Source organism: Bacillus sp. AY3-1 (assembly GCF_008368785.1).
Taxonomy (GTDB): Bacteria; Bacillota; Bacilli; order Bacillales; family Bacillaceae_G; genus Bacillus_A; species Bacillus_A wiedmannii.
This window is the reverse complement of the sequence record NZ_QORZ01000009.1, coordinates 174,206-196,003: the sequence shown is the minus strand read 5'-3', so window position 1 is coordinate 196,003 and position 21,798 is coordinate 174,206. Positions and strand designations below refer to the sequence as shown.

General features: G+C 35.5%; 16 protein-coding genes, 1 riboswitch and 1 other annotated feature. Of the genes, 12 read left to right on the top strand and 4 right to left on the bottom strand.

From position 1 onward, the window contains the following. Nucleotides 1-17 precede the first annotated feature (17 nt). Nucleotides 18-77: riboswitch (Fluoride riboswitch) on the bottom strand. A gap of 218 nt (nt 78-295) precedes the next feature. From DN389_RS06290 to tyrS, 5 genes are all read left to right on the top strand, one after another. Next, nucleotides 296-1,354 carry an endonuclease/exonuclease/phosphatase family protein gene (locus DN389_RS06290; protein ID WP_000734850.1) on the top strand — a complete coding sequence of 353 codons (1,059 nt, stop codon included), beginning with the start codon at nt 296-298 and terminating at the stop codon, nt 1,352-1,354. Between the two features lie 34 nt (nt 1,355-1,388). Further along, nucleotides 1,389-2,891 (top strand): DUF4077 domain-containing protein, encoded by a 1,503-nt coding sequence (locus tag DN389_RS06285; RefSeq protein ID WP_088123714.1) that lies wholly within the window; start codon nt 1,389-1,391, stop codon nt 2,889-2,891. 211 nt (nt 2,892-3,102) lie between these two features. Next, nucleotides 3,103-3,498 carry an SET domain-containing protein gene (locus tag DN389_RS06280; protein ID WP_000573650.1) on the top strand — a complete coding sequence of 132 codons (396 nt, stop codon included), beginning with the start codon at nt 3,103-3,105 and terminating at the stop codon, nt 3,496-3,498. A gap of 388 nt (nt 3,499-3,886) precedes the next feature. Further along, a complete protein-coding gene (murB, locus tag DN389_RS06275) occupies nt 3,887-4,801 on the top strand; it encodes a UDP-N-acetylmuramate dehydrogenase (RefSeq protein ID WP_001057099.1) in 915 nt (304 codons plus the stop codon). Nucleotides 4,802-4,909: 108 nt separating this feature from the next. Beyond that, nucleotides 4,910-5,125: a binding site (T-box leader), on the top strand. Between the two features lie 50 nt (nt 5,126-5,175). Further along, nucleotides 5,176-6,438, top strand: a complete 1,263-nt coding sequence (gene tyrS, locus DN389_RS06270) for a tyrosine--tRNA ligase (RefSeq protein ID WP_001021111.1) — start codon at nt 5,176-5,178, stop codon at nt 6,436-6,438. 190 nt (nt 6,439-6,628) lie between these two features. On the opposite strand, the gene DN389_RS06265 is transcribed toward tyrS, so the two are convergent. The 3 genes from DN389_RS06265 to DN389_RS06255 all read right to left on the bottom strand — a co-directional run bounded on the left by DN389_RS06265 (nt 6,629) and on the right by DN389_RS06255 (nt 9,070). Beyond that, nucleotides 6,629-7,807: an NAD(P)/FAD-dependent oxidoreductase gene (locus tag DN389_RS06265; protein WP_000043194.1), complete on the bottom strand. Its 1,179-nt coding sequence runs from the start codon at nt 7,805-7,807 to the stop codon at nt 6,629-6,631. 44 nt (nt 7,808-7,851) lie between these two features. Further along, complete coding sequence (locus DN389_RS06260) at nt 7,852-8,292, bottom strand: DUF1641 domain-containing protein (RefSeq protein WP_001115312.1); 441 nt, start codon at nt 8,290-8,292, stop codon at nt 7,852-7,854. Nucleotides 8,293-8,722: 430 nt separating this feature from the next. Then, nucleotides 8,723-9,070 (bottom strand): winged helix-turn-helix transcriptional regulator, encoded by a 348-nt coding sequence (locus DN389_RS06255; protein ID WP_098189375.1) that lies wholly within the window; start codon nt 9,068-9,070, stop codon nt 8,723-8,725. Between the two features lie 373 nt (nt 9,071-9,443). On the opposite strand from DN389_RS06255, the gene DN389_RS06250 reads away from it, so the two are divergent. From DN389_RS06250 to DN389_RS06225, 5 genes are all read left to right on the top strand, one after another. Further along, nucleotides 9,444-10,607, top strand: coding sequence for an MFS transporter (locus DN389_RS06250; RefSeq protein WP_179874282.1), 1,164 nt, complete (start codon nt 9,444-9,446; stop codon nt 10,605-10,607). Nucleotides 10,608-10,622: 15 nt separating this feature from the next. Further along, nucleotides 10,623-11,462 (top strand): aldo/keto reductase, encoded by an 840-nt coding sequence (locus DN389_RS06245; RefSeq protein WP_000793530.1) that lies wholly within the window; start codon nt 10,623-10,625, stop codon nt 11,460-11,462. A gap of 112 nt (nt 11,463-11,574) precedes the next feature. Next, entirely contained in the window at nt 11,575-12,492 is a 918-nt protein-coding gene (locus tag DN389_RS06240) for a thioester domain-containing protein (protein ID WP_098189377.1), read from the top strand. 530 nt (nt 12,493-13,022) lie between these two features. Further along, complete coding sequence (locus DN389_RS06230) at nt 13,023-13,490, top strand: GNAT family N-acetyltransferase (RefSeq protein WP_149236918.1); 468 nt, start codon at nt 13,023-13,025, stop codon at nt 13,488-13,490. Nucleotides 13,491-14,082: 592 nt separating this feature from the next. Further along, entirely contained in the window at nt 14,083-17,268 is a 3,186-nt protein-coding gene (locus tag DN389_RS06225; RefSeq protein ID WP_149236917.1) for a putative mucin/carbohydrate-binding domain-containing protein, read from the top strand. A 44-nt stretch (nt 17,269-17,312) separates the two neighbouring features. Here DN389_RS06225 and DN389_RS06220 read toward each other — a convergent pair whose 3' ends face one another. Further along, nucleotides 17,313-17,951 (bottom strand): NAD(P)-dependent oxidoreductase, encoded by a 639-nt coding sequence (locus DN389_RS06220; protein ID WP_098189381.1) that lies wholly within the window; start codon nt 17,949-17,951, stop codon nt 17,313-17,315. A 301-nt stretch (nt 17,952-18,252) separates the two neighbouring features. Here DN389_RS06220 and DN389_RS06215 point away from each other — a divergent pair, with 301 nt between their 5' ends. Continuing rightward, nucleotides 18,253-19,683 carry an alanine/glycine:cation symporter family protein gene (locus DN389_RS06215; RefSeq protein WP_060488095.1) on the top strand — a complete coding sequence of 477 codons (1,431 nt, stop codon included), beginning with the start codon at nt 18,253-18,255 and terminating at the stop codon, nt 19,681-19,683. A 332-nt stretch (nt 19,684-20,015) separates the two neighbouring features. Further along, entirely contained in the window at nt 20,016-21,458 is a 1,443-nt protein-coding gene (locus DN389_RS06210) for an alanine/glycine:cation symporter family protein (RefSeq protein WP_098189383.1), read from the top strand. The last annotated feature ends 340 nt before the right edge of the window (nt 21,459-21,798 follow it).

The following is a 21,798-nucleotide window of genomic DNA, read 5'->3' as shown; positions in this document are numbered from 1 at the left end:
GACTCCTACCAGTAGTTATACTGGTAGGAGTCATTAGCTAAGCAGCAGTTATGGCGAACTCCATCGCCTATGATTATTACATATAGTGTACTAAACATCGCGTTTGATTTCCAGTGAAGAAGTTGGGGTATTTTGTATTTTTTGCTGATGTAAGAGCAAGAATTATTACTTATAAACTAAATATAGTGATATAAGGTTTTCAATGTGATAAAATATTTCGTATGTCTGTCATTCAGTTTTATTTAACTGAAAATAAAGATAATTAAGTTGCGTGTTTTAGAAAAGGGGCGTTTATTTGAAGAAATTATTAAAAATAGTACTTATATGTATTTTAGTAGGGGTGGGAGTTGTAGGTGGTTTTTTAGCGTATATGACGCTTACTAAAGAACAGCCTGCTGATGTTATAAGTTTGAAGGTGGAAAATAATAAAGAGCGCGTATTAGCGACAGGAAATGAATTTAAAGTTACAACATTTAATATTGGATATGCTGGATTAGATAAGGATCAAGACTTCTTTATGGATGGTGGAAAAGGTTCTGGTTCAAGTAGTAAAGAGCAAACGGAAACGAATTTAAAGAAAATGCTTTCGTTTTTACAAAATGAGAATAGTGATTTTACGTTATTACAAGAAGTTGATATAAAATCAATGCGATCTTTTGATGTAAATGGGCATGAATTTTTGAAAAAAGGATTACCTGATTATGCTTTGTCGTTCGGAAAGAACTATGATACAAAATGGGTCCCTGTACCAATTACAAGTCCAATGGGATATGCGGAGGCTGGATTAAGTACGTTTTCTAAATATACAGTTCAAACAGCGCAGAGGTTCCAGCTTCCTGGAATGGAGCCTTGGCCGAAGCGTTTGTTTGATTTAGATCGAGCGATTGTTGAGCATAAGATACCTGTTAATAATGGGAAGTTTGTGAGACTCGTAAATTTACATTTGTCTGCGTATGATGAAGGCGGGAAAATTAGAAAACAGCAAGTAGAGTTTTTAAAAGAATATATGAACAAACATTATGAAAATGGTGATTACGTAATAATGGGCGGAGATTGGAATCAATTACTTTCTAACGTTCAATTAAGTGATCCGAAGTTTGTGAAAGAGCGTCCTGAGTGGTTAGTGGAGTTACCGAAGGACTTTACTGATGGTGGCTTTAAGTGGGCTGTAGATCCATCTGTTATGACGGTGAGAGATGATGTGAAGAAGTATGTGGAAGGTGAAAACTTTGTCACGATTATTGATGGTTTTATCGTTTCACCGAATGTGGAAATTGTAAATGTACAAGGGAAAGATTTAAAGTTTGAAAATAGCGATCATAACCCAGTAAGTGCGGTATTTAAGCTGAAGTAATCGATATGTATAAGTAGAAGGTGGGGCTTCATATATGGAGTGGTTAAAGAGAACTTGTTTTTCTAACCTTGAGAAAGAATCACAGAAAAATCATTTATTGCTGTTCATTACGATTTGTAGTTTCTTTCTTGGAATAATCGCGATTGGGTATTACGGATATATCTTTACAGAGAGAGCAATAGCGTTTTGGACTTGTGGCATTTCTGTCGTTGTATTTGGAACGCTTTTTACTTTTATAGAAAGCATGGAAGCGATGTATAAGTATATCATGACATTTATGTTGCTTATTATGTCTTTCATTATGGTACAAGCATTTAATGAAAGCCCAGCTGTATTTCAAATGATCTACTTTACACTAGCAGTTTCACTTATTTATTTAAGTGAACGTCTCGTTATCATTCTCGGTGGAGTGGCGGTTGTTATCACATTTATTCTTTGTAGTTATTGGCCGGAGCAATTTTTTGCTTATACAGCGGCATCTGAAGCTGCAAACTTCGCAAGCTTGTTAGCAATCGTAACGATCGCAATGTGGGGCGTAACGAAGATTGGCTCTAATTTGCTAGCTCGTTTAAGTGATGAGAAGCAAGAAGTAATGAGAAAAGCTCAGGAGCTAGAAGAGACGCAAAGGCTTATTGAAGAAACAGTTGTGAAGTTAGATAGTAATTTCAATCATTTAAGACAAAATATGAATACGTCAATGGAGTCGATGAGTGAAATTAATTTCGCTTTTGAAGAGGTGGCAGTTGGTACGCAATCACAATCAGAGATGATGTCACGTTCAGTAGAAGTATTGAATGATATGGAAGGAAATATTGAACAAATCATCTCTCAAGTAAGAAATGCATCAATTCGTGTTGATGAAAGTTTAGAGATTTCAAAGGGTAGTGTGAATACTTTAAGAAATTTTGAAGCTAACATGAGAAGTTTAAATGATGTTGTTTCACAATCGGGAATTATATTTAGAGATTTAATGATGCAATCGAAGCAAATTAATGAAATTGTAGATGTAATAACGAATATTTCAAGTCAGACGAGTTTGCTAGCTTTAAATGCAAATATTGAAGCTGCAAGAGCAGGAGAACATGGAAAAGGGTTTGCTATTGTAGCGAATGAAGTATTAAAGCTTGCTGAAGAATCGAATCGTTCAGCTGGAAGAATTCAAGGGATTTTGAAGGAGTTTAGTAATCAAGCAAGCAAGGTGGAAGTGCAGGTAGAAAAATCAGAAAGAGTACAAGAAGAATGTAATGAAATGCTAGCAAGCGTTTTAACAAATGTAACGGATTTAGGGAAGTTTATTGATGCAATTAATGATGTAATGAGAGAGATTGTTGTTCATCAAGAAAATTTCCAGGCTAAAACGACGAATATCGTAAAGGATGTTACACATGCTTCTAATGTAATTCAGCAAACTTCTGCGGCTACAGAAGAAGTGTTAGCAAGTGTGGAAGAAGAAAAACATCGAAATGATATATCGGTGAAGACGTTGCATACTGTTAGCGAGCAAGTGAAGTTACTAGAAGATATTTTAGAAAAGTAATATTGATTGAAAAGGGCACACTATGTGTGCTCTTTTTCATTTTAACGAATACTTAATAGGAATTTAATTGCTTTTCTTTGAGTTTTCTGCCAAGCTTAAGGAGATAAAGTGAGACTTTAATTAGTGGGGCTATACGCTACTGATTATTAGTTGAACCCCGCAAATAGCGGAATTAAAATACTTCAAAGAAAGAATTATATAGGTGACGCATATGATCGAAGTTAAGACTTCTGAACTTAGTGATGGAGAATTTAATAGAGGTGTATTTGCAACTCGTGATATTAAAAAGGGTGAGTTGATTCACTCAGCACCAGTTATCTCTTATCCGAATGAACAGCATGAACACATTGAGAAAACGTTACTTGCTGACTACGCATTTGAGTATGGGGTAAATCATACAGCATTCCTTTTAGGATACGGCATGTTATTTAATCATGCATATAATCCGAATGCAACGTATGATATTGTCTTTGAGAATCACACGTTTAACTTCTTTGCTTACAAAGATATAAAAGCGGGAGAAGAGATTCTAATCAATTATAATGGTGAAGTTGATGACGATGAGCTATTATGGTTTGATAAGGAAAAAGAAGAGAACGAAAAGTAAATTATAATAAGTAATAAAAAAGATGCTTTTACCTATGTAAAAGCATCTTTTTTATTGATGAAAATAAAGTAAAGATTACAAAAAAATACCACTTTATTTTCGTATGGTATAGTAAGATACTGAAGGATAGTGTTTTGAAAAAGTTATATATTTTACAAATTGTTGTCTTTCTGATGACATGTCAAGTTTAGTAGCCCATTTGGGTTGCTTTATTATGCAATATATATTTTAATATGAGTGGCACCTCTTATAAATTAAGAGGTTTATAGGTGTCTCGAATTGATTTTGGGTACACTGTATCCACCACTTTAGGTTCGTTCATGTATGTGGGGATATTATGGGCCCGTATAACGGGATAAAAAGAATATAGAAATAGAGGAATCGTAAAATGAATATGCAAGAGGTTTATAAATATTTAAGTACGGTATTGCCTGAAGGTCATGTGAAACAAGATGAAATGTTAAAGAATCATACGCATATTAAAGTTGGTGGAAAAGCAGATGTGTTCGTTGCGCCGACAAATTATGATGAAATTCAAGAAGTTATCAAATATGCTAACGAATATAATATTCCAGTTACGTTTTTAGGAAATGGATCGAATGTCATTATTAAAGATGGTGGAATTCGTGGGATTACCGTAAGTTTAATTCACATTACAGATGTGACTGTAACAGGAACGACGATTGTGGCACAGTGTGGTGCAGCAATTATTGATGTATCACGTATTGCATTAGATCATAATTTAACGGGTCTTGAGTTTGCTTGTGGTATTCCAGGTTCAGTTGGCGGAGCTTTATATATGAATGCTGGCGCATACGGCGGTGAAGTATCGTTTGTATTAACAGAAGCTGTCGTAATGACAGGTGATGGAGAGTTACGTACTTTAACGAAAGAAGCATTTGAATTTGGATATCGTAAGAGTGTATTTGCAAACAACCATTACATTATTCTTGAAGCGAGATTTGAGCTTGAAGAAGGTGTGCGTGAAGAAATTAAAGAAAAAATGGATGATTTAACGTTTAAACGTGAGTCAAAACAGCCTCTAGAATACCCTTCATGTGGTAGTGTATTTAAGCGTCCACCAAATAATTTTGCTGGTAAATTGATTCAAGAATCAGGACTACAAGGTAAGCGAATTGGCGGAGTGGAAGTTTCTTTAAAACACGCTGGATTTATGGTGAATGTTGATAACGGAACAGCACAAGATTACATCGATTTAATTCACTTTGTACAAAAGACTGTTGAAGAGAAATTTGGCGTGAAGTTAGAGCGAGAAGTAAGGATTATTGGAGAAGATCTATAATAATCTTTGAATTAAAAGCGTATAAAAGTATGAATTATTTTAAAATAATATTTGGGTATTGTTGACAATTTGTTTTCAATTCAATATAATGGCTAATAATTTAACAAATAACATACGTTGAAAGAGCCCAGTAGCAGTTTGTCACTGTTAACGAGAGAGCTAGGGGTTGCTGGAACCTAGCACAAACAAACTTGCGAATTACACTCTGGAGTATCTTAGGTAATGCTAAGCGGATTGGCAATCGATATTATTGCTAAGAGTGGTATGAGTAGCTATGCTATTTATACAAACTGGGTGGTAACACGGTGAATAATCGTCCCTATGTCATAGACATAGGGACTTTTTGTTTTAAAAAATAAAGGGGATGACAAAAGATGAATATTATTGATGAATTAGAATGGCGCGGCGCTGTGAATCAACAGACTGATGAAGAAGGTTTACGTAAGCTAGTAGAAGAGAAAAAGATTTCACTATACTGCGGAGTTGATCCGACTGGTGATAGTATGCATATTGGACATTTAATTCCGTTTATGATGATGAAGAGATTCCAGTTAGCTGGCCATCATCCAGTTATTTTAATTGGTGGGGCAACAGGAACAATTGGTGATCCGAGCGGACGTCAATCAGAACGTCAACTTCAAACGTTAGAAGTAGTTCAGCATAATGTGGATGCGTTAACAGCGCAAATGAAAAAGCTATTTGATTTTGGCGGAAATAGCGAAGTGAAGATGGTAAATAACTACGACTGGACACATGAAATAAACATTATTGAGTTTTTACGTGATTACGGGAAGAACTTTAGCATTAATAGCATGTTAGCGAAGGATATTGTAGCAAGTCGTTTAGATACAGGTATTTCTTTCACAGAATTTACGTACCAAATTTTGCAAGCGATGGATTTCCATCATTTATACACGAAAGAAGATGTTCAACTGCAAATTGGTGGTAGTGACCAATGGGGAAATATTACGAGTGGTTTAGATTTAATTCGTAAGTTAGAAGGGCACGAAGCGAAAGTATTCGGATTAACGATTCCGTTATTATTGAAATCAGATGGAACGAAGTTTGGTAAATCAGCAGGTGGTGCAGTTTGGCTTGATCCTGAAAAAACAACACCATTTGAATTTTACCAGTTTTGGGTGAATACAGATGACCGTGATGTAGTGAAATACTTGAAATACTTTACGTTCTTAACGAAAGAGCGCATTGATGAATTGGCAGTGAAGGTAGAAACAGAGCCTCATAGACGTGAAGCGCAAAAAGTATTAGCGGAAGAAATGACGAAATTCGTTCATGGAGCAGAGGCACTCCTGCAAGCTGAGAAGATTACAGCAGCGTTATTTAGCGGAGATATTAAATCGTTAACAGCTGATGAAATTGAGCAAGGTTTTAAAGAGATGCCAACATTCCAGTCTTCAAAAGAGACGAAAAACATCGTAGAATGGCTAGTTGATTTAGGAATTGAGCCATCTAGACGACAAGCACGTGAGGATATTAATAATGGAGCTATTTCGATGAATGGCGAAAAAGTAACGGATGTGGATACAGATGTTACTGTAGAAAATTCATTTGATGGACGATTTATTATTATTCGTAAAGGGAAGAAGAACTACAGCTTAGTGAAGTTAGGAGAATAATTTGTGTGAAAGGATGGGAGTAGGAAGAATACTTCCATCTTTTCATATACATAATTTAGACATAAAATAATCAGTAAATTTAGATAATTAAAAGGGTTATAATATTCTTCTGCCGAATAAATAAGTTAGAGAAAATTACGGACAAAAATAGCCCGAACCATGCAGGGCATGATTCGGGCTTATATTCAGATTAGTAAGCTAAGCTGAATAGACCTTTAATGTGTGATAAGTAACGAACGTTACTTGCTTCTTTCATTAATGATGCTGGTAAGCCTTTAAGTGGAGTATTGCTTGCTCCAATTGTAGCAACAGCATCTTTACGTCCTAGACTAGCAAGTGTTCCAGAGTTTACAGGTGCGAACTCTTCGAATGCTTTGCCTTCTAGTGCTGCGTATAAGTTGTATCCAATCAACTCACCCATTTGCCAAGCGATTTGTGCAGTTGGTGGGTATGGACGTCCGTCTGGAGCGAAGACAACAGCGCTGTCTCCAGCAACGAATACGTCTTTGTGAGAAGTAGATTGTAGGTATGCATCAACTGTTGCACGGCCACGGTTTACTTCAAGACCTGATTCACCGATTAATGGGTTACCTTGTACGCCGCCTGTCCAAACGAATGTGTTAGCAACAAGTTTTTGACCGTCTTTTAAGTCGATTTCATTGCCCGCAACGTTTGTTACAGGAAGACCTGTTAAGAATGTAACACCGCGTGCTTCTAGGCTAGTAGTTGCACGTTCGATTAAGTGGTCTGGTAATACTGGAAGGATTTTTGGACCTGCTTCAACAAGAAGAAGTTTAACTTCTTTTGGATTTACGCCGTGGCTTTTTGCAAGTTTAGGCATAATGTCAGCAAGCTCACCAACTAGCTCAACGCCAGTTAATCCGCCACCACCGATTACGATTGTAGCATCAGCTTCGTTTTTCGTTTTCGCGTATTCACGAATACGGTCTTCAACGTGTTTGTAGATTTTGTTTGCATCAGCAGCAGATTTTAATACCATGCTGTTTTCTTCTAGTCCTGGAATACCGAAGTAAGCAGTTTTACTTCCTAAAGCAACTACAAGTGCGTCGTAAGATAAAGTAGTGCCACCAGCTAGTTTAATTTCTTTGCTATCAACTGAGAATGACTCAACTGTTGCGATTTTAAGATCGATGTCTTTACCTTTGAAAAGCTTTGTAAGTGGCATTGCAATTGCTTGCTCAGCGACGTTACCAGCTGCAAGGCGGTGTAGTTCAGTGATGATTTGGTGTGTTGGGTATTGGTTAATCACTGTAACTTGTGCTTCTGATTTGCTGTAATATTTACGTACGTTTAAAGCGGCAAGAAGACCGCCATAACCAGCGCCTAAGATGACAATTTGTTTTGACATAGTATGATATCCCCCGTCTTTACTAATTGTTGTTATAAGTTAACTTATTTATTGTTACGTTCTGCACTAATTTGAAGATATGCGTTCACAAAGCGGAACATTTTTTGTGCTTGTGGGTCTTTTAGTAACTTTAATAGACCGAACAGGCCGATAACTTCGTTGCTTTCGTCAGCACGATCTTTTGCTTCGATAGCAGTTGCAGCCATGCCTTTCACTGTATCTTTTACAGGTTCTACAAGCTCTGTGATTGCACTAACAGTGTCGCTTTTTAATACTTCATCAGTAGCAACAGTTTGAGCGAAGTCATAAGACTTAGTTAAAATATTAACAAGCTCAGTTAATTTTGGAAGCTGTTCTACTAGTGTAGTTAATGATTCTTGTACCTCAGGTTTTAACAACTGATCAAGTACATCAAGTTGTCCTTGGCTAGCAGAAATTTGTACAGTTTCTTGTTCTGGCTTTGTTTGAGTCATAGTTTCTGGCATCTCCAATTCTCCTTTACGATAGCAATACTCTTATTTTTGATAGGTAAGATAGTAAACGTTTGCGAAACTTTATACAAAGTTTCACAAAGCACAATAAAATGCCTTTAAATTTATGCCAGCAAGTAAGCTGAAATCATAAATCCAAAACCATAATGTCCTACCTATTATTTATGAACTGTCCGATACATGGCTTGTCCGCATAATGGAAAGTTCCTTTATCGGAAAGTGTATATAATATATATCCTATATTATATACTATATACACCTATGTTAACATAAAAATGATTCCTAATTATTTGATATTAAGCGTATAATGTAGTACTGACAAGGCGTGAAAGCGCATAAATTATTTTGTTAAGGTTAGAAATGTACGTATATATAAATAAAAAAAGGAAAAAATGGACAAATTTATGTTCATTTTTTCCTTTTTTTATTGTTCACCTTCTGTAATTAGCATCGATGTGTTACCGCTTTTTTCAAGGTGGCATTCGCCCCAAGTACAAAGGGAATCAAGAATGGATTCTAAAGACCAACCGTAGTCTGTAAGAGAATATTCTACTTTCGGTGGTACTTGATTGTATACCTTTCTTTGAATAACTCCGTCTTCTTCTAATTCGCGTAATTGCTGCGTTAACATTTTTTGTGTAATACCAGGCATTGAACGTTTTAGTTCACTCGTTCTCTTTGTACCTTTCGTTAAGTGACAAAGAATAACAACCTTCCATTTGCCGCCGATAACTTCTAAGGTCGCCTCTACAGGAATATTGTATTTCTTCATATGAAACCCTCCTTTTGTGAGTGAAATAAGTTAAATCATACAAATGTTACTTTTTAGTACCTATAGCACTTTAAAGTACGTACTTTTTATCATGTTAAATATGTTTCATAATAGCACATGTGAGAAGCAAATGAGTAGTACGGTACTGAGAAGTGACTATGTTACTTTTTGGTGCCTATAGTACTTTAAAGTGCGTTCTTCAAAAAAAGAATGAAACCATTCATAATAGCATTTGTAGAGATTAAATATATTTTTTAGAAGATAAAAGGGCCTTTTTATCGCACTATTATGATTGGATTTCTTGTAATAAGGAGGAATTCAATTGAGTTCATATACAGTACCATCTTCGGAAGTTCAGACGAATCGAAGAAGTATGTTTGCTTTATTAGCACTAGCAATTAGTGCGTTTGGGATTGGTACGACCGAATTTATTAGTGTCGGTTTATTACCATCCATTTCAAAAGATTTAAATGTTTCGGTTACAACAGCTGGTTTAACTGTTTCCCTATATGCGTTAGGGGCGGCAGTAGGAGCTCCTGTTTTAACAGCGTTAACGGCTAGTATGTCGAGAAAGACATTATTAATGTGGATTATGGTTATTTTCATTATTGGTAATGGTATTGCGGCATTAGCAACAAGCTTCACTATATTAATTATCGCAAGGATTGTAGCTGCGTTTGCACATGGTGTGTTTATGTCGATAGGATCTACAATTGCAGCTGCGATTGTACCAGAGAATAAACGTGCTAGTGCAATTGCGATTATGTTTACTGGATTAACAGTTGCGACTATTACAGGTGTGCCAATTGGTACCTTTATTGGACAACAATTTGGCTGGAGAGCGTCATTTATGGCGATTGTTGTAATTGGAATTATTGCTTTTATCGCAAACAGCATTCTAGTCCCATCTAATTTAAAAAATGGTGTACCTGTATCGTTTCGTGATCAATTCAAACTAATTAAAAATGGAAGACTGTTACTTGTTTTCATTATTACTGCACTTGGATACGGCGGTACATTCGTAACATTTACGTATTTATCACCGCTATTACAAGAAGTAACAGGGTTTGAAGCAAGTACTGTTACTATCATTTTATTAGTGTATGGAATCGCCATTGCGATAGGGAATATGGTCGGCGGAAAGTTATCGAATCATAATCCGATTCGAGCGCTATTTTACATGTTCTTTATTCAAGCGATTATATTATTTGTTTTGACATTTACAGCGCCATTTAAAGTAGCTGGATTAATCACAATTATTTTCATGGGACTATTCGCATTCATGAATGTTCCAGGGCTACAAGTGTATGTCGTTATCTTGGCTGAGAGATTTGTTCCAAGTGCTGTTGATGTTGCTTCAGCAATTAACATTGCCGCATTTAACGCAGGAATTGCTTTAGGTTCTTATATAGGTGGTCTTGTAACGAATTCATTAGGATTAATCCATACTGCTTGGGTAGGCGGCATTATGGTAGTAGCTGCTGTTATTTTAACAGCATGGAGTATGACATTAGAAAAAAGAGATCAAGCAAAATAAAGGAGAGAAAATAAAATGAAAAACTTACAAAGTAAAGCAGTATTAAATAATGGTGTAGAAATGCCTTGGTTCGGTTTAGGTGTATTTAAAGTAGAAGAAGGACCAGAACTTGTAGAAGCTGTAAAAGCGGCAATTAAAGCAGGATACCGCAGCATCGATACAGCTGCAATTTACGGAAATGAAAAAGCTGTAGGTGAAGGAATCCGTGCAGGTATTGAAGCAACTGGTATTTCAAGAGAAGATTTATTCATCACTTCAAAAGTGTGGAATGCAGACCAAGGATATGATGAAACAATTGCTGCATACGAAGAGAGCTTAAAGAAATTAGAACTAGATTATTTAGATTTATTCCTTGTTCACTGGCCTGTAGAAGGAAAATATAAAGATACATGGAGAGCGCTAGAAACACTTTATAAAGAAGAGCGCGTACGTGCAATTGGTGTAAGTAACTTCCAAATTCATCACTTACAAGATGTAATGAAAGATGCAGAAATTAAGCCAATGATTAACCAAGTGGAATACCACCCTCGTTTAACACAAAAAGAATTACAAGCTTTCTGTAAAGAACAAGGTATTCAAATGGAAGCATGGTCACCACTTATGCAAGGTCAATTATTAGATAACGAAACATTACAAGAAATTGCTGATAAACACGGCAAAACAACAGCGCAAGTTATTTTACGTTGGGACTTACAAAATGGAGTAATTACAATTCCAAAATCAACGAAAGAACACCGTATTATTGCAAATGCTGATGTATTTAACTTCGAATTAACAAAAGAAGATATGGAAAAAATCGATGCATTAAACCAAAATCACCGCGTTGGTCCAGATCCTGATAACTTCGATTTCTAAGATTAAAGTAAGAAAGAAAAAAGAGTGCTTTTATGCACTCTTTTTTTGTGCATAAAAATATTTTCTAATTAAATACTACTTAGTATTAAGTTTGTTATAAGGGGCTGTAAATATGAATATAAAGCAATCGTTCAAACTTTTAGCTGTGTTTTTAAGTGTGTTATTTGTGTTATTCCCACTTCAAAAAGCATTTGCAGAAGTTATGGATCATACAAAGTATGAAATGGATTGGAGTTATAGTAGGTCAAAGAAGAAACCAATTCGAACAGAGCTTATTAAAACGGCAGATGGAAAAATTGCCTTTTGCTTAAATGTAGATTTGAAATCTCCAAGCGGTCAAGATTTACCGGAAATGGGCAAAGTGGATATTAATGTATACCGTGTACTGTTAAATGGGTATCCGCAAAAGAGTCCACAAGAATTAGGTGTTTCTGATTGGAGAGAGGCACATTATGCAACGCAGCTTGCAGTATGGAATGCGTTAAAACAAATTGATATTAATGATTTAGATTTCCGTAATAAAAATGTAGAAAAGGTAACGAAAGATATCGTTGCAAAAGCAAGTGCTAGTGAAGAATTACAAGAAATTACGATGAGCGTAATACCGTCAGAAGAACAACAAGCAGTGTTGAAAAATGATTTCTTTGAAACAGGTTTATATACAGTAGAAACAAATGCGAAAAGCGGAACATATAAAGTGCAAGCAACAGGTGCACCAGAAGGCGCGAAATTTGTAAATGAAAAGGGCGAAGCAAAAACGGAATTTAATGTAGGAGAAAAGTTCCGCATCTTAATTCCGAAACAAACACCAGCTGGTGGGTTTAGCTTTAAAGTATTAGGAAATTTAACAAAGTTACAAGGGATTGCACATAAAGGGACACCGACTATTCAAAATGCAGTTGTATTACTTGAGCGTAGTGAAGAAAAAACAAGTCCGGAGTTATCGGTAAGTTGGAAAACAACAAATGGTCATGAAAATAATAAACCACATACTCCAAATGAACCACATAAACCGAATCAAAAGAGATAATGAAAAAGCATTGGCACACGGCCAATGCTTTTTTGCAGTTCATTTATTTACAGAGCCATTATCTTTAGTAAAGCAGTTTGCATATGCACTGAATGGATCTTCGATACTTTTCATTATATGGTTGACGTTTTTACAATGTATCGTTTGGTGGTTATTCGTAGATAGAAAAAGGAGTGGATTATAATCGATAAAGATATTTTAATGTTACCGCTAGTACTTATAGCGATTGCTCTATTTCTTTTCACTTCACGAATCTACATAGCGACTCTTTTGTATAAGTATGAAAAGTCTTGGTGGTGGGGAGGACTTAGTTTTCTTTTACCGTTCGGACTCAATGTGTATATATATCAAATTATTATATTAGAAAATCGAGTGGGGATATTGTTTGAAGGACTAAATTTAAGTGAAAGAAAATTATGGAGAAAAATATATGTTCTTGTTTGCATGCTTCGGATTTCTTGCATCACCAGCATGAATATTTTGATCAGTACGGTATAATGAAAACAAGAAATGAGAGAGAGAGATAAAAAATGAAACTTCGTATTTGTGAAATAACGACAGAAAATCGGCATGAAATTGCTAAGTTAAAAGTAACAGAGGAACAGCATAAATTTATTGAAAGTACAGTTGAAAATTGTTTAGTTGATGCTGAAACAAAATATAAAGAAGATGCAATTTCGGTAGGGCTATATGATGGTGATACACCTATTGGATATGCAATGTATGGCTGGTTTGAGGAAGAAGAAAAGGCTGTATATTTAAATCAATTTGTAATCGACAGTGCATGTCAAGGAAAAGGGTATGCAAAACCATTATTACGTTTGTTGATGGACCATTTTAACACAGAATATAATTGCAAAGTTATGTATTTAAGCATACATCCAGAGAATAAACTTGCACAAAAGTTATATGAATCAATAGGCTTCCATTTAACTGGTGAAATTGAAGATGAATGGTTACATGGAAAAGGATTTATAATGAAACGTATGCTGGATTAATAAAAACCTGTCCGGAAGATTAGTATCTTTCTGAAGTGGACCCGAATAGTGTTTTTCGTCTGAAGGTGAAGGCATTATCATCAGTAGGTCATGGAAAGGAAAAGGATATGTAACACATATATTATTTTAAAATAATATAATATACGAAAATCTTAACGCCTAGATTAAATGATTATATTCACAAAATTGTAACATTATTCTAATTGAAAAGGCTATCAAACAAAGTATAAAGCGTGTAAAATTCAGTTGGAAAAACTACCTATTGATGGTCATATATGAAGAAAATGTAAGATTATATCGTTATTTACAACTTTAGATGTATAGATGACAATACTGAAAATATATCTTTTACTATTCTCTTTTTATGTAGAGAGAACTCGTCACAAGTAGAGAGAAGTGAGGAGAATACAGTATATAAAAATTTTTATAATATAAGAAAGCGAATACATGGAGAGAAATGGGGTAGTAAATGATACAGGTGCGCGAGGTGTTAGTCTATTCGCTAAATATTTTTATAAAAATAATAGGATGTCTTATTAGATGAATATATATAGGATAGTTTCTCTAAATAAAGGAACAGGGGACACAGATTATGTCGAAGAAAAAGAGTAGTAGGGTATTAGTAGCTGGAATATGCATATCAACATTATTATCGCCAGTAGCTTTCGAAGCATCGAAAGGATATGCGGCACCTTTGGAAGAGGTTAAAGATGGGAATTTGGAAGAGAACAAATTTGAGCAAAGGACGTTCCAGGTACCTGGAAAAGGGGATATAGACAAGGAAACAGAACGATTAAAAGTAACTTTTGACCTTTCTGTTAATGAACCGACTGGAATTTATGCAGAGGCAAATGAAAAAATTACAGTTGAAATAAAAGGAACGCAGTCTATTCAAGCTTTTATTGGAACGAGATCTTATGATGAAAAGGACCCGGAAGAGTTTGATTTAAAACCAGGGGAAAATGTTATTTCATCTCCAAGAGGCGGCATATTATATTTTTATAATATGAATAACGAAGGAGAAGTAACAGCTTCAGTTACGAATGGTGGTAGTCACTTCCCTTTATTTATTTTAGGTAAGCATACGAAAAAAGATTGGGATGAAATGTTAAAGAAATATAAAGATCCTTATGCGGTTGAATTAAAAGGTGAGCGAAGTTTAGTTACTGCTAGTCCGAGCTCTATACAAAAGTTTATGAAAAACACAAACCCGATAGAGTTAATGAAATTACATGATAAGATTATTCGTTTGGAAAATGCAGTAGCAGGATTATCTGAAGACGGTGTTGGGGTTACAAAATCTCCAAATCATTACGTTCAGTTTGTTGAAAAACGGAATCCTGATGAAGATGACTTTATGTTTGCGACAAATTATCATACAGGGTATATTCCAAGCGCAATGAATAGAGTTTTAGATATAGAAGTGCTTGAAAAGGATGGATGGGGACCATGGCATGAAGTTGGACACTTACATCAACAAAGGCCGTGGGACTGGGATGCTGTTGGGGAAGTAACAGTCAACATTTATTCTTTAGCAGTACAAAAAGCATTAGGGAATAAACTAGACATGGAAGAACATTATGAAAAATCATTTGAGTATTTAAAAAGACCTATTGCAGAAAGAGTAATTGATGAAATTAATCCGCTTACGATGTTTTGGCAATTAAATGTAGTGTATGGAGAACATTTCTATCCTAGGCTACATCAAGCTTATCGTTTGTTACCACAGAGTGAAATGCCTACTTCTGATGAAGAGAAAAAGCAAATGTTTGTTTATATGACATCAAAAGTGGCAGGACAAAATTTAGTTCCATTCTTTAAAGAATGGGGATTAACTCCAAGTGATGAGACTAGAGAAAAAATAGAAAAATTAAATTTACCTAAATTAGAAAAAGAAATATGGAAAGCTACAGATAGTAATGATATTCGCGAGAAGCAAGTTGAACCGTATAAAGTTCCGTATGGTGAACCTGCTAATGAGGTACAAAACCTTGTAGTTGGTACGAATTTTGATGAAGAAAAAGCGGGTAAACTTGTTCAAAATTTAGATGAGAATGTAAAAGTAACAGGTAAGATTATATGGTCTAAATTAGACGCTGGAAAACAGGAAGTGTTAGTAGAAATTGAGGATGAGAAGGGAAATAAAAATTCAATTCCTGTTCAAGTTAATGGTATTTATGGTGACAGTATCATTTTTCAAGGAATTTCAAATGATGTAATGTCAACAGTGACGCTTCGTCACAATGAAAAAGAATTAAATGTAAACTTTACTAGTAATAAAATACATTACCGTTTTGAAAAAGAAGAATATATGGGTTTGACAGTATATGATCGAAATGGAATTGAAAAGAAACGTGTATCAGCAGAAGGGCAAGAAACTGGAAAAAGATTTGCTGAACTAAATGGAGTGGATTTTGAATATGGAGATGTAGTGAAAGTATTCCATGCAGAACCAAGCCGTCTGAAATGGTACCAAAATAATAAACTTGCAGATCAAGGGAAAGTTAAAAATAAAAAAGAAAAATTCTTTAAAATTACTCCGCAAGGCTTTGAATTAAAAGGTAGTTTACAAGAAGTAACGGCGAAAGCACAACAAGTAGTAGTGGGAACAGACGTTGAGAAGCTAGATCCAAAAGCTTTTGTTGAAGTAAAAGACGGTGAAGTAGTAGGTTTTGTAGAAAAACCAAATACAACAAAAATTGGTGAACAACAAGTAAAAGTAGAAACGAAAGATCGTTTTGGGAATAAGCAAGTGACAGAGGTACCTGTAGAAGTAGTTTATGGAGATAGTATTGTATACGCAGGATATGGCGATGATATTGCTTCAATTGTAACTTTAAAGCACGAAGAGAAGAAATTCCATGTGACTGATATGGATAGCGAGATTCATGAGTATTTTAATAAAGAGCTATACATGGGTATCACGTTATACGATCGAGATGGAAAAGAGAAAAAACATGTAACAGCAGAGGGACAAGAAACATCAGAGAACTTTGCGAAGCAAGTGAATGGTATGCAATTCGAGTATGGAGATGTAGTAAAAGTATTCCACGTAGAACCGGATCGTTTGAAATGGTATCAAAATAATACCCTTACTGGTCAAGGTGAGGAAAAAGGGGCAAAAGAACTATTCTTCAAAGTGACAGAAAAAGGCTTTGAGAGAATGGATATGTTGCAAGAAGTAACAGCGAAACCGCAACAAGTAGTAGTAGGAACAGATATTGAGAAGTTAGACGCAAAAAACTTTGTTGACGTGAAAGATGGAGAAGTAGTTGGATTTGTAGAAAAACCAAATACATCAAAAATCGGTGAACAACAAGTGAAAGTAGAAACGAAAGATCAATTTGGAAATAAGAAAGTAACAGAAGTATCATTAGAAGTAACGTATGGAGACAGTTTTGTATACCAAGGGCTTAGTGACGTTATCCGTTCTATTGTAACGGTAAATCATGACGATCAGAAATTACATGTGACGTATACAAATGAACAAATTCATAGATACTTTAAGAATGAATTATATATGGGAATTACGCTATATGATCAAAACGGAATGGAGAAAAAACATGTAACAGCAGAAGGGCAAGAAACTTCAAAGAATTTTGCTGAACAAGTAAATGGAACTTCATTCCAGTATGGAGATGTAGTGAAAGTGTATCATACCGAATCAGGTCGTTTAATTTGGTACAAAAATAGTGAGTTAGTTGGAAAAGGAGATAAGAAAAAGTTTAAAGAAATTTCCTTCAAGATTACTCCAAATGGCTTAGAACAAGTGCAATAATAAGAAAAAGCTCGTAAAACATTATGTTTTACGAGCTTTTTTTATTACTCAGCTTCAGAAACTACTGTGAAGCGTTCGTTTACGTGTTTTGGATTTTCGATTTCATCAAGTGCTGCAACTGCGAAGTCTTCGTAACTTACGTAGCTATCACCTTTTGCGTTAACAAGAAGATTGTCTTGTCCAGCTGTATAAGAACCAGTACGTTTTCCTAATGCGAATAGTGCAGAAGGGCTGATGAATGTCCAAGTAATATCGTTTGTTTGTTGCAGAATTTCTAAGTTTTTCCCTTGGTTTTGAGCTGTTGCAAGGTATTCAGTTGGGAAACCTGGCGTATCAAATACACGCGTTGTTTTCTCTTCGTCTACAAATAAGCTTCCAGCGCCGCCAACTACAAGTAATTTTGTGTTAGGTGCACCTTTCATAGCTTCAATTAGTACGTTTCCTGCATCTACGTGAAGATGTTCTTCTCCTGCTGGAGCGCCGAATGCATTTACAACTACATCAAATGCTTGTAGGTCATTAGATGTAAGAGCGAATACATCTTTCTCTAAAACTTTTATATTTTCTTCTGTAATTTTTGCAGCGTTTCTTACGATTGCAGTTACTTCATGTCCGCGATCTAATGCTTCTTTTAAAATACGACTTCCTGCTTTACCAGTTGCTCCGATGATTCCGATTTTCATAATAAATCCCTCCAAAGTGTTTTGTTAAAGTGTATATCTGAAAGTAAATGAATTTGTTGTAATAAGGTTTGTTACAACCTGATGTAATCATTATAGTTACAGGTTGGCGTTTTTGTCAATGGGATAGTTTGTAGATTTACTATTTATTTTAGTATGCACAGTTAGAGGGAGGAGAGTCATAAAGATATTGTTACTTCGTGTCTGGCTAATATTTGGAAATTGCAAATTGTCGAAAAATGTTGATTTTTAAATGTTTTTTAAATATAATTCGTTTTATGGAGAAAAGGAGGGGGTTAATTGTATGAATATTTTAGAGCAATTTGTTTCATCAACGAATACAATTCTTTGGTCATATATTCTTATTGCAATGTTAATTGGTTTAGGTCTTTATTTTTCTATTAAATTGAAATTCGTACAAATTACTCATTTAGGGGAAATGGTTCGACTAATGAGTGATGGATTAACTGGAAAGACGCGTAAAAAAGGTAGTGTATCTTCTTTCCAAGCGTTCTGTATGAGTTCAGCAGCTCGTATTGGAATCGGGAACTTAGCCGGTGTAGCGTTAGCTATTTCTATGGGAGGACCTGGAGCGGTATTTTGGATGTGGGTGATTGCGATTGTCGGAGCGTCTTCAAGTTTCGTGGAAAGTACGCTTGCACAAATTTATAAAATAAAAGATGGCAGTGGCTTCCGTGGTGGTCCTGCTTATTATATGGAAAAAGGTTTAAATAAACGTTGGATGGGAATTTGGTTCTCTATCCTTATTACAATTAGTTACGGATTAATTTTCAACTCCGTACAAGCAAATACAGTTACATTAGCATTTAAAAACGCTTTTGGTATTGAGCGTTACGTTGTTGGGATTGTATTAGCAGTATTAGTTGCGGTTATTATTTTTGGTGGCGTGAAAAGTATCGCGCGTATGTCTGAAATGATCGTTCCGCCAATGGCACTTATTTATATTGCAGTAGCAATTTTCGTTGTTATTAAAAATTATTATTTAATACCGGATATGTTTACAGAAATTTTTAAAGGAGCATTTGGTTTAGATTCAGCTGTAGGTGGCGGTATCGGTGCTGCAATGAAGTATGGTATTCAGCGCGGATTATTTGCGAACGAGGCAGGTATGGGTAGTGCGCCGAACGCGGCAGCAACAGCTGATGTAACGCATCCGGCGAAACAAGGTTTTATTCAAACAATTGGAGTGTTAGTGGATACATTCTTAGTATGTACATCAACAGCATTTATCGTACTATGTTCTGGTGCATATAAGGCAACAAATTTAGAAGGTATTGAATTAACACAAAATGCATTAAGTTCACAAATTGGCCCATGGGCAAGTAGCTTCTTAGCGATTATTATTTTCCTATTCGCTTTCAGTTCACTTCTAGGAAACTACTATTATGGTGAAACGAACATTGAATTCATTAAACAAAGTAAAACTTGGTTAACGATTTACCGTATTGCGGTAGTGGGAATGGTATTATTCGGTTCTGTTGCCACACTTCAAGTTGTATGGAATATGGCGGATTTATTTATGGGACTAATGGTAATCACAAACTTAATCGCGATTACACTTCTTGGCCGATTTGCATATGCTGCTTTGGCAGACTATGTAAGGCAAAAGAAACAAGGAAAAGATCCAGTCTTCAGTGCAGATTCTATTCCTGGTTTAACGAATACAGAGTGTTGGGATAAGCCAACGGTAACGGATAAAGAAAAAGCAGTGTAATGAAAAGGCGAGCGTCGAGATAAATTCGATGCTCGTCTTTTTTGTTGTAGTAAATGATGAAAAGGGTGAGAGGGAATTATTAATATAATTTTGTTTGTTCATTATTCTCGTTATTTGTAGAGAGCGCACTGTCTTAAAAGTATGACCGGTCGAATGTGATGAGTGATTGAGTATTGGATAAATGCACGTACTGGTTATATTTTTACGTAAAAAAACATATATGTTAAGAAGTTTAACGTGCTCATGTTATAAAACCTAACATGAAGTTCTTGATTACTAAAAGTTTTTAGAATATAATTTTCTTATTGTTAGGAAGAGGGGGCAATGCAATTATGGATTTTTTAGCTAAGGTAATTGGGGATGTAAATAATGTCCTTTGGTCATATGTCATTATTGCGATGTTAATTGGGTTGGGGCTTTACTTTTCATTTCGTGTGAAATTTGTCCAAGTTCGTTACTTCGGTGAAATGATTCGATTGCTTGGGGATGGGGCAAGTTCGAAAACGAGGAAAGCTCAAAAAGAGAAGAGCGGTGTATCATCGTTCCAAGCTTTTTGTATGAGTACAGCCTCTCGTGTAGGTACTGGTAACTTAGCTGGTGTAGCTATCGCAATCTCAGCAGGTGGACCAGGAGCGGTATTTTGGATGTGGTTAATTGCGGTAATTGGGGGTGCTTCTGCATTTGTAGAGAGCACATTAGCGCAAATTTATAAAGTAAAAGATGGGAATGCATTCCGTGGTGGTCCAGCTTATTATATGGAAAAGGGATTAAATAAGCGCTGGCTTGGAGCAATTTTCTCTGTTTTAATAACAGTAAGTTTCGGATTGATTTTTAACGCTGTACAGTCTAATACTGTAGCGGCTGCTTTTGATGGGGCATTCAAAACAGACAGTAGATTAGTAGGTCTTGTAATGGCTGGTTTACTTGCAATCATTATCTTCGGCGGAGTAAAACGTATTGCACGTGCGGTTGAAATGATTGTTCCAGTAATGGCAATTATATATGTAGCAGTGGCATTATTCGTTGTTGTAACAAACATTACGGCAATTCCGTATGTATTTAAAGAAATTTTCTTACATGCTTTCGGAATTAAAGAAGTAGTGGGCGGGGGATTAGGAGCTGCGATTTTACTAGGGGTAAAACGTGGATTATTCTCAAATGAAGCAGGTATGGGTAGTGCGCCGAACGCAGCTGCGACTGCAAACGTAACGCACCCAGTTAAACAAGGTTTCATTCAAACTTTAGGGGTATTTACAGATACATTATTAATTTGTAGTTGTACAGCATTTATCATTTTATTATCAGATGTGCCTGGAGCGGCTGATTTAAACGGAATTCAATTAACGCAACAAGCATTAAGTCAACATATCGGACCGTGGGCTTCTATATTTGTAGCAGTTGCAATCTTCTTGTTTGCATTTAGTTCATTGGTAGGTAACTACTACTATGGTGAAACGAATATTGAGTTTTTAAATGGAAGTAAAGTTTTACTAAATGCTTATCGAATTGCTGTACTTGGTATGGTTATGTTAGGATCTGTAGCAACAATTCAAATCGTTTGGGATTTAGCAGATTTATTTATGGGGATTATGGCTGTTATTAACTTAGTTGCGATCGTATTCCTTTCTAAGTATGCTTTCGCGGCATTATCAGATTACGTTAAGCAAAAGAAACAAGGAAAAGATCCAGTATTCTATGCGGAGTCTATTCCAGGTTTGAACAATACAGAGTGCTGGGATAAGCCAGCAGTAGCTGATAAAGAAAAAGCAGTATAATGAGGTGAGCATCAAGTGAAACTTGATGCTCATTTTTTTGTTTTATCCCGCTATTTGTGAACAGTAAAACTCTCGATTGATACGGGCTAATAATGAGTGGGGATGATACTGATTAAAGTTTCGCTATATAATGTAAAAGACGAACATTCATGAATGTTTTATAATAAAATGTAATTTTTTTAAGAAAAGTGCGGATATGAGTTGTGATTTATGTTAGAATGGAAAATGCCTTTGAAACAAGAGGTTTTATGATCTTTCCTATCCGATTGAAGGTTTTAGAGGAGAAATGGAAAGTTCGGATTATTTCTTATTTCAAGTGGTCAGACGTTCAACGTTAATG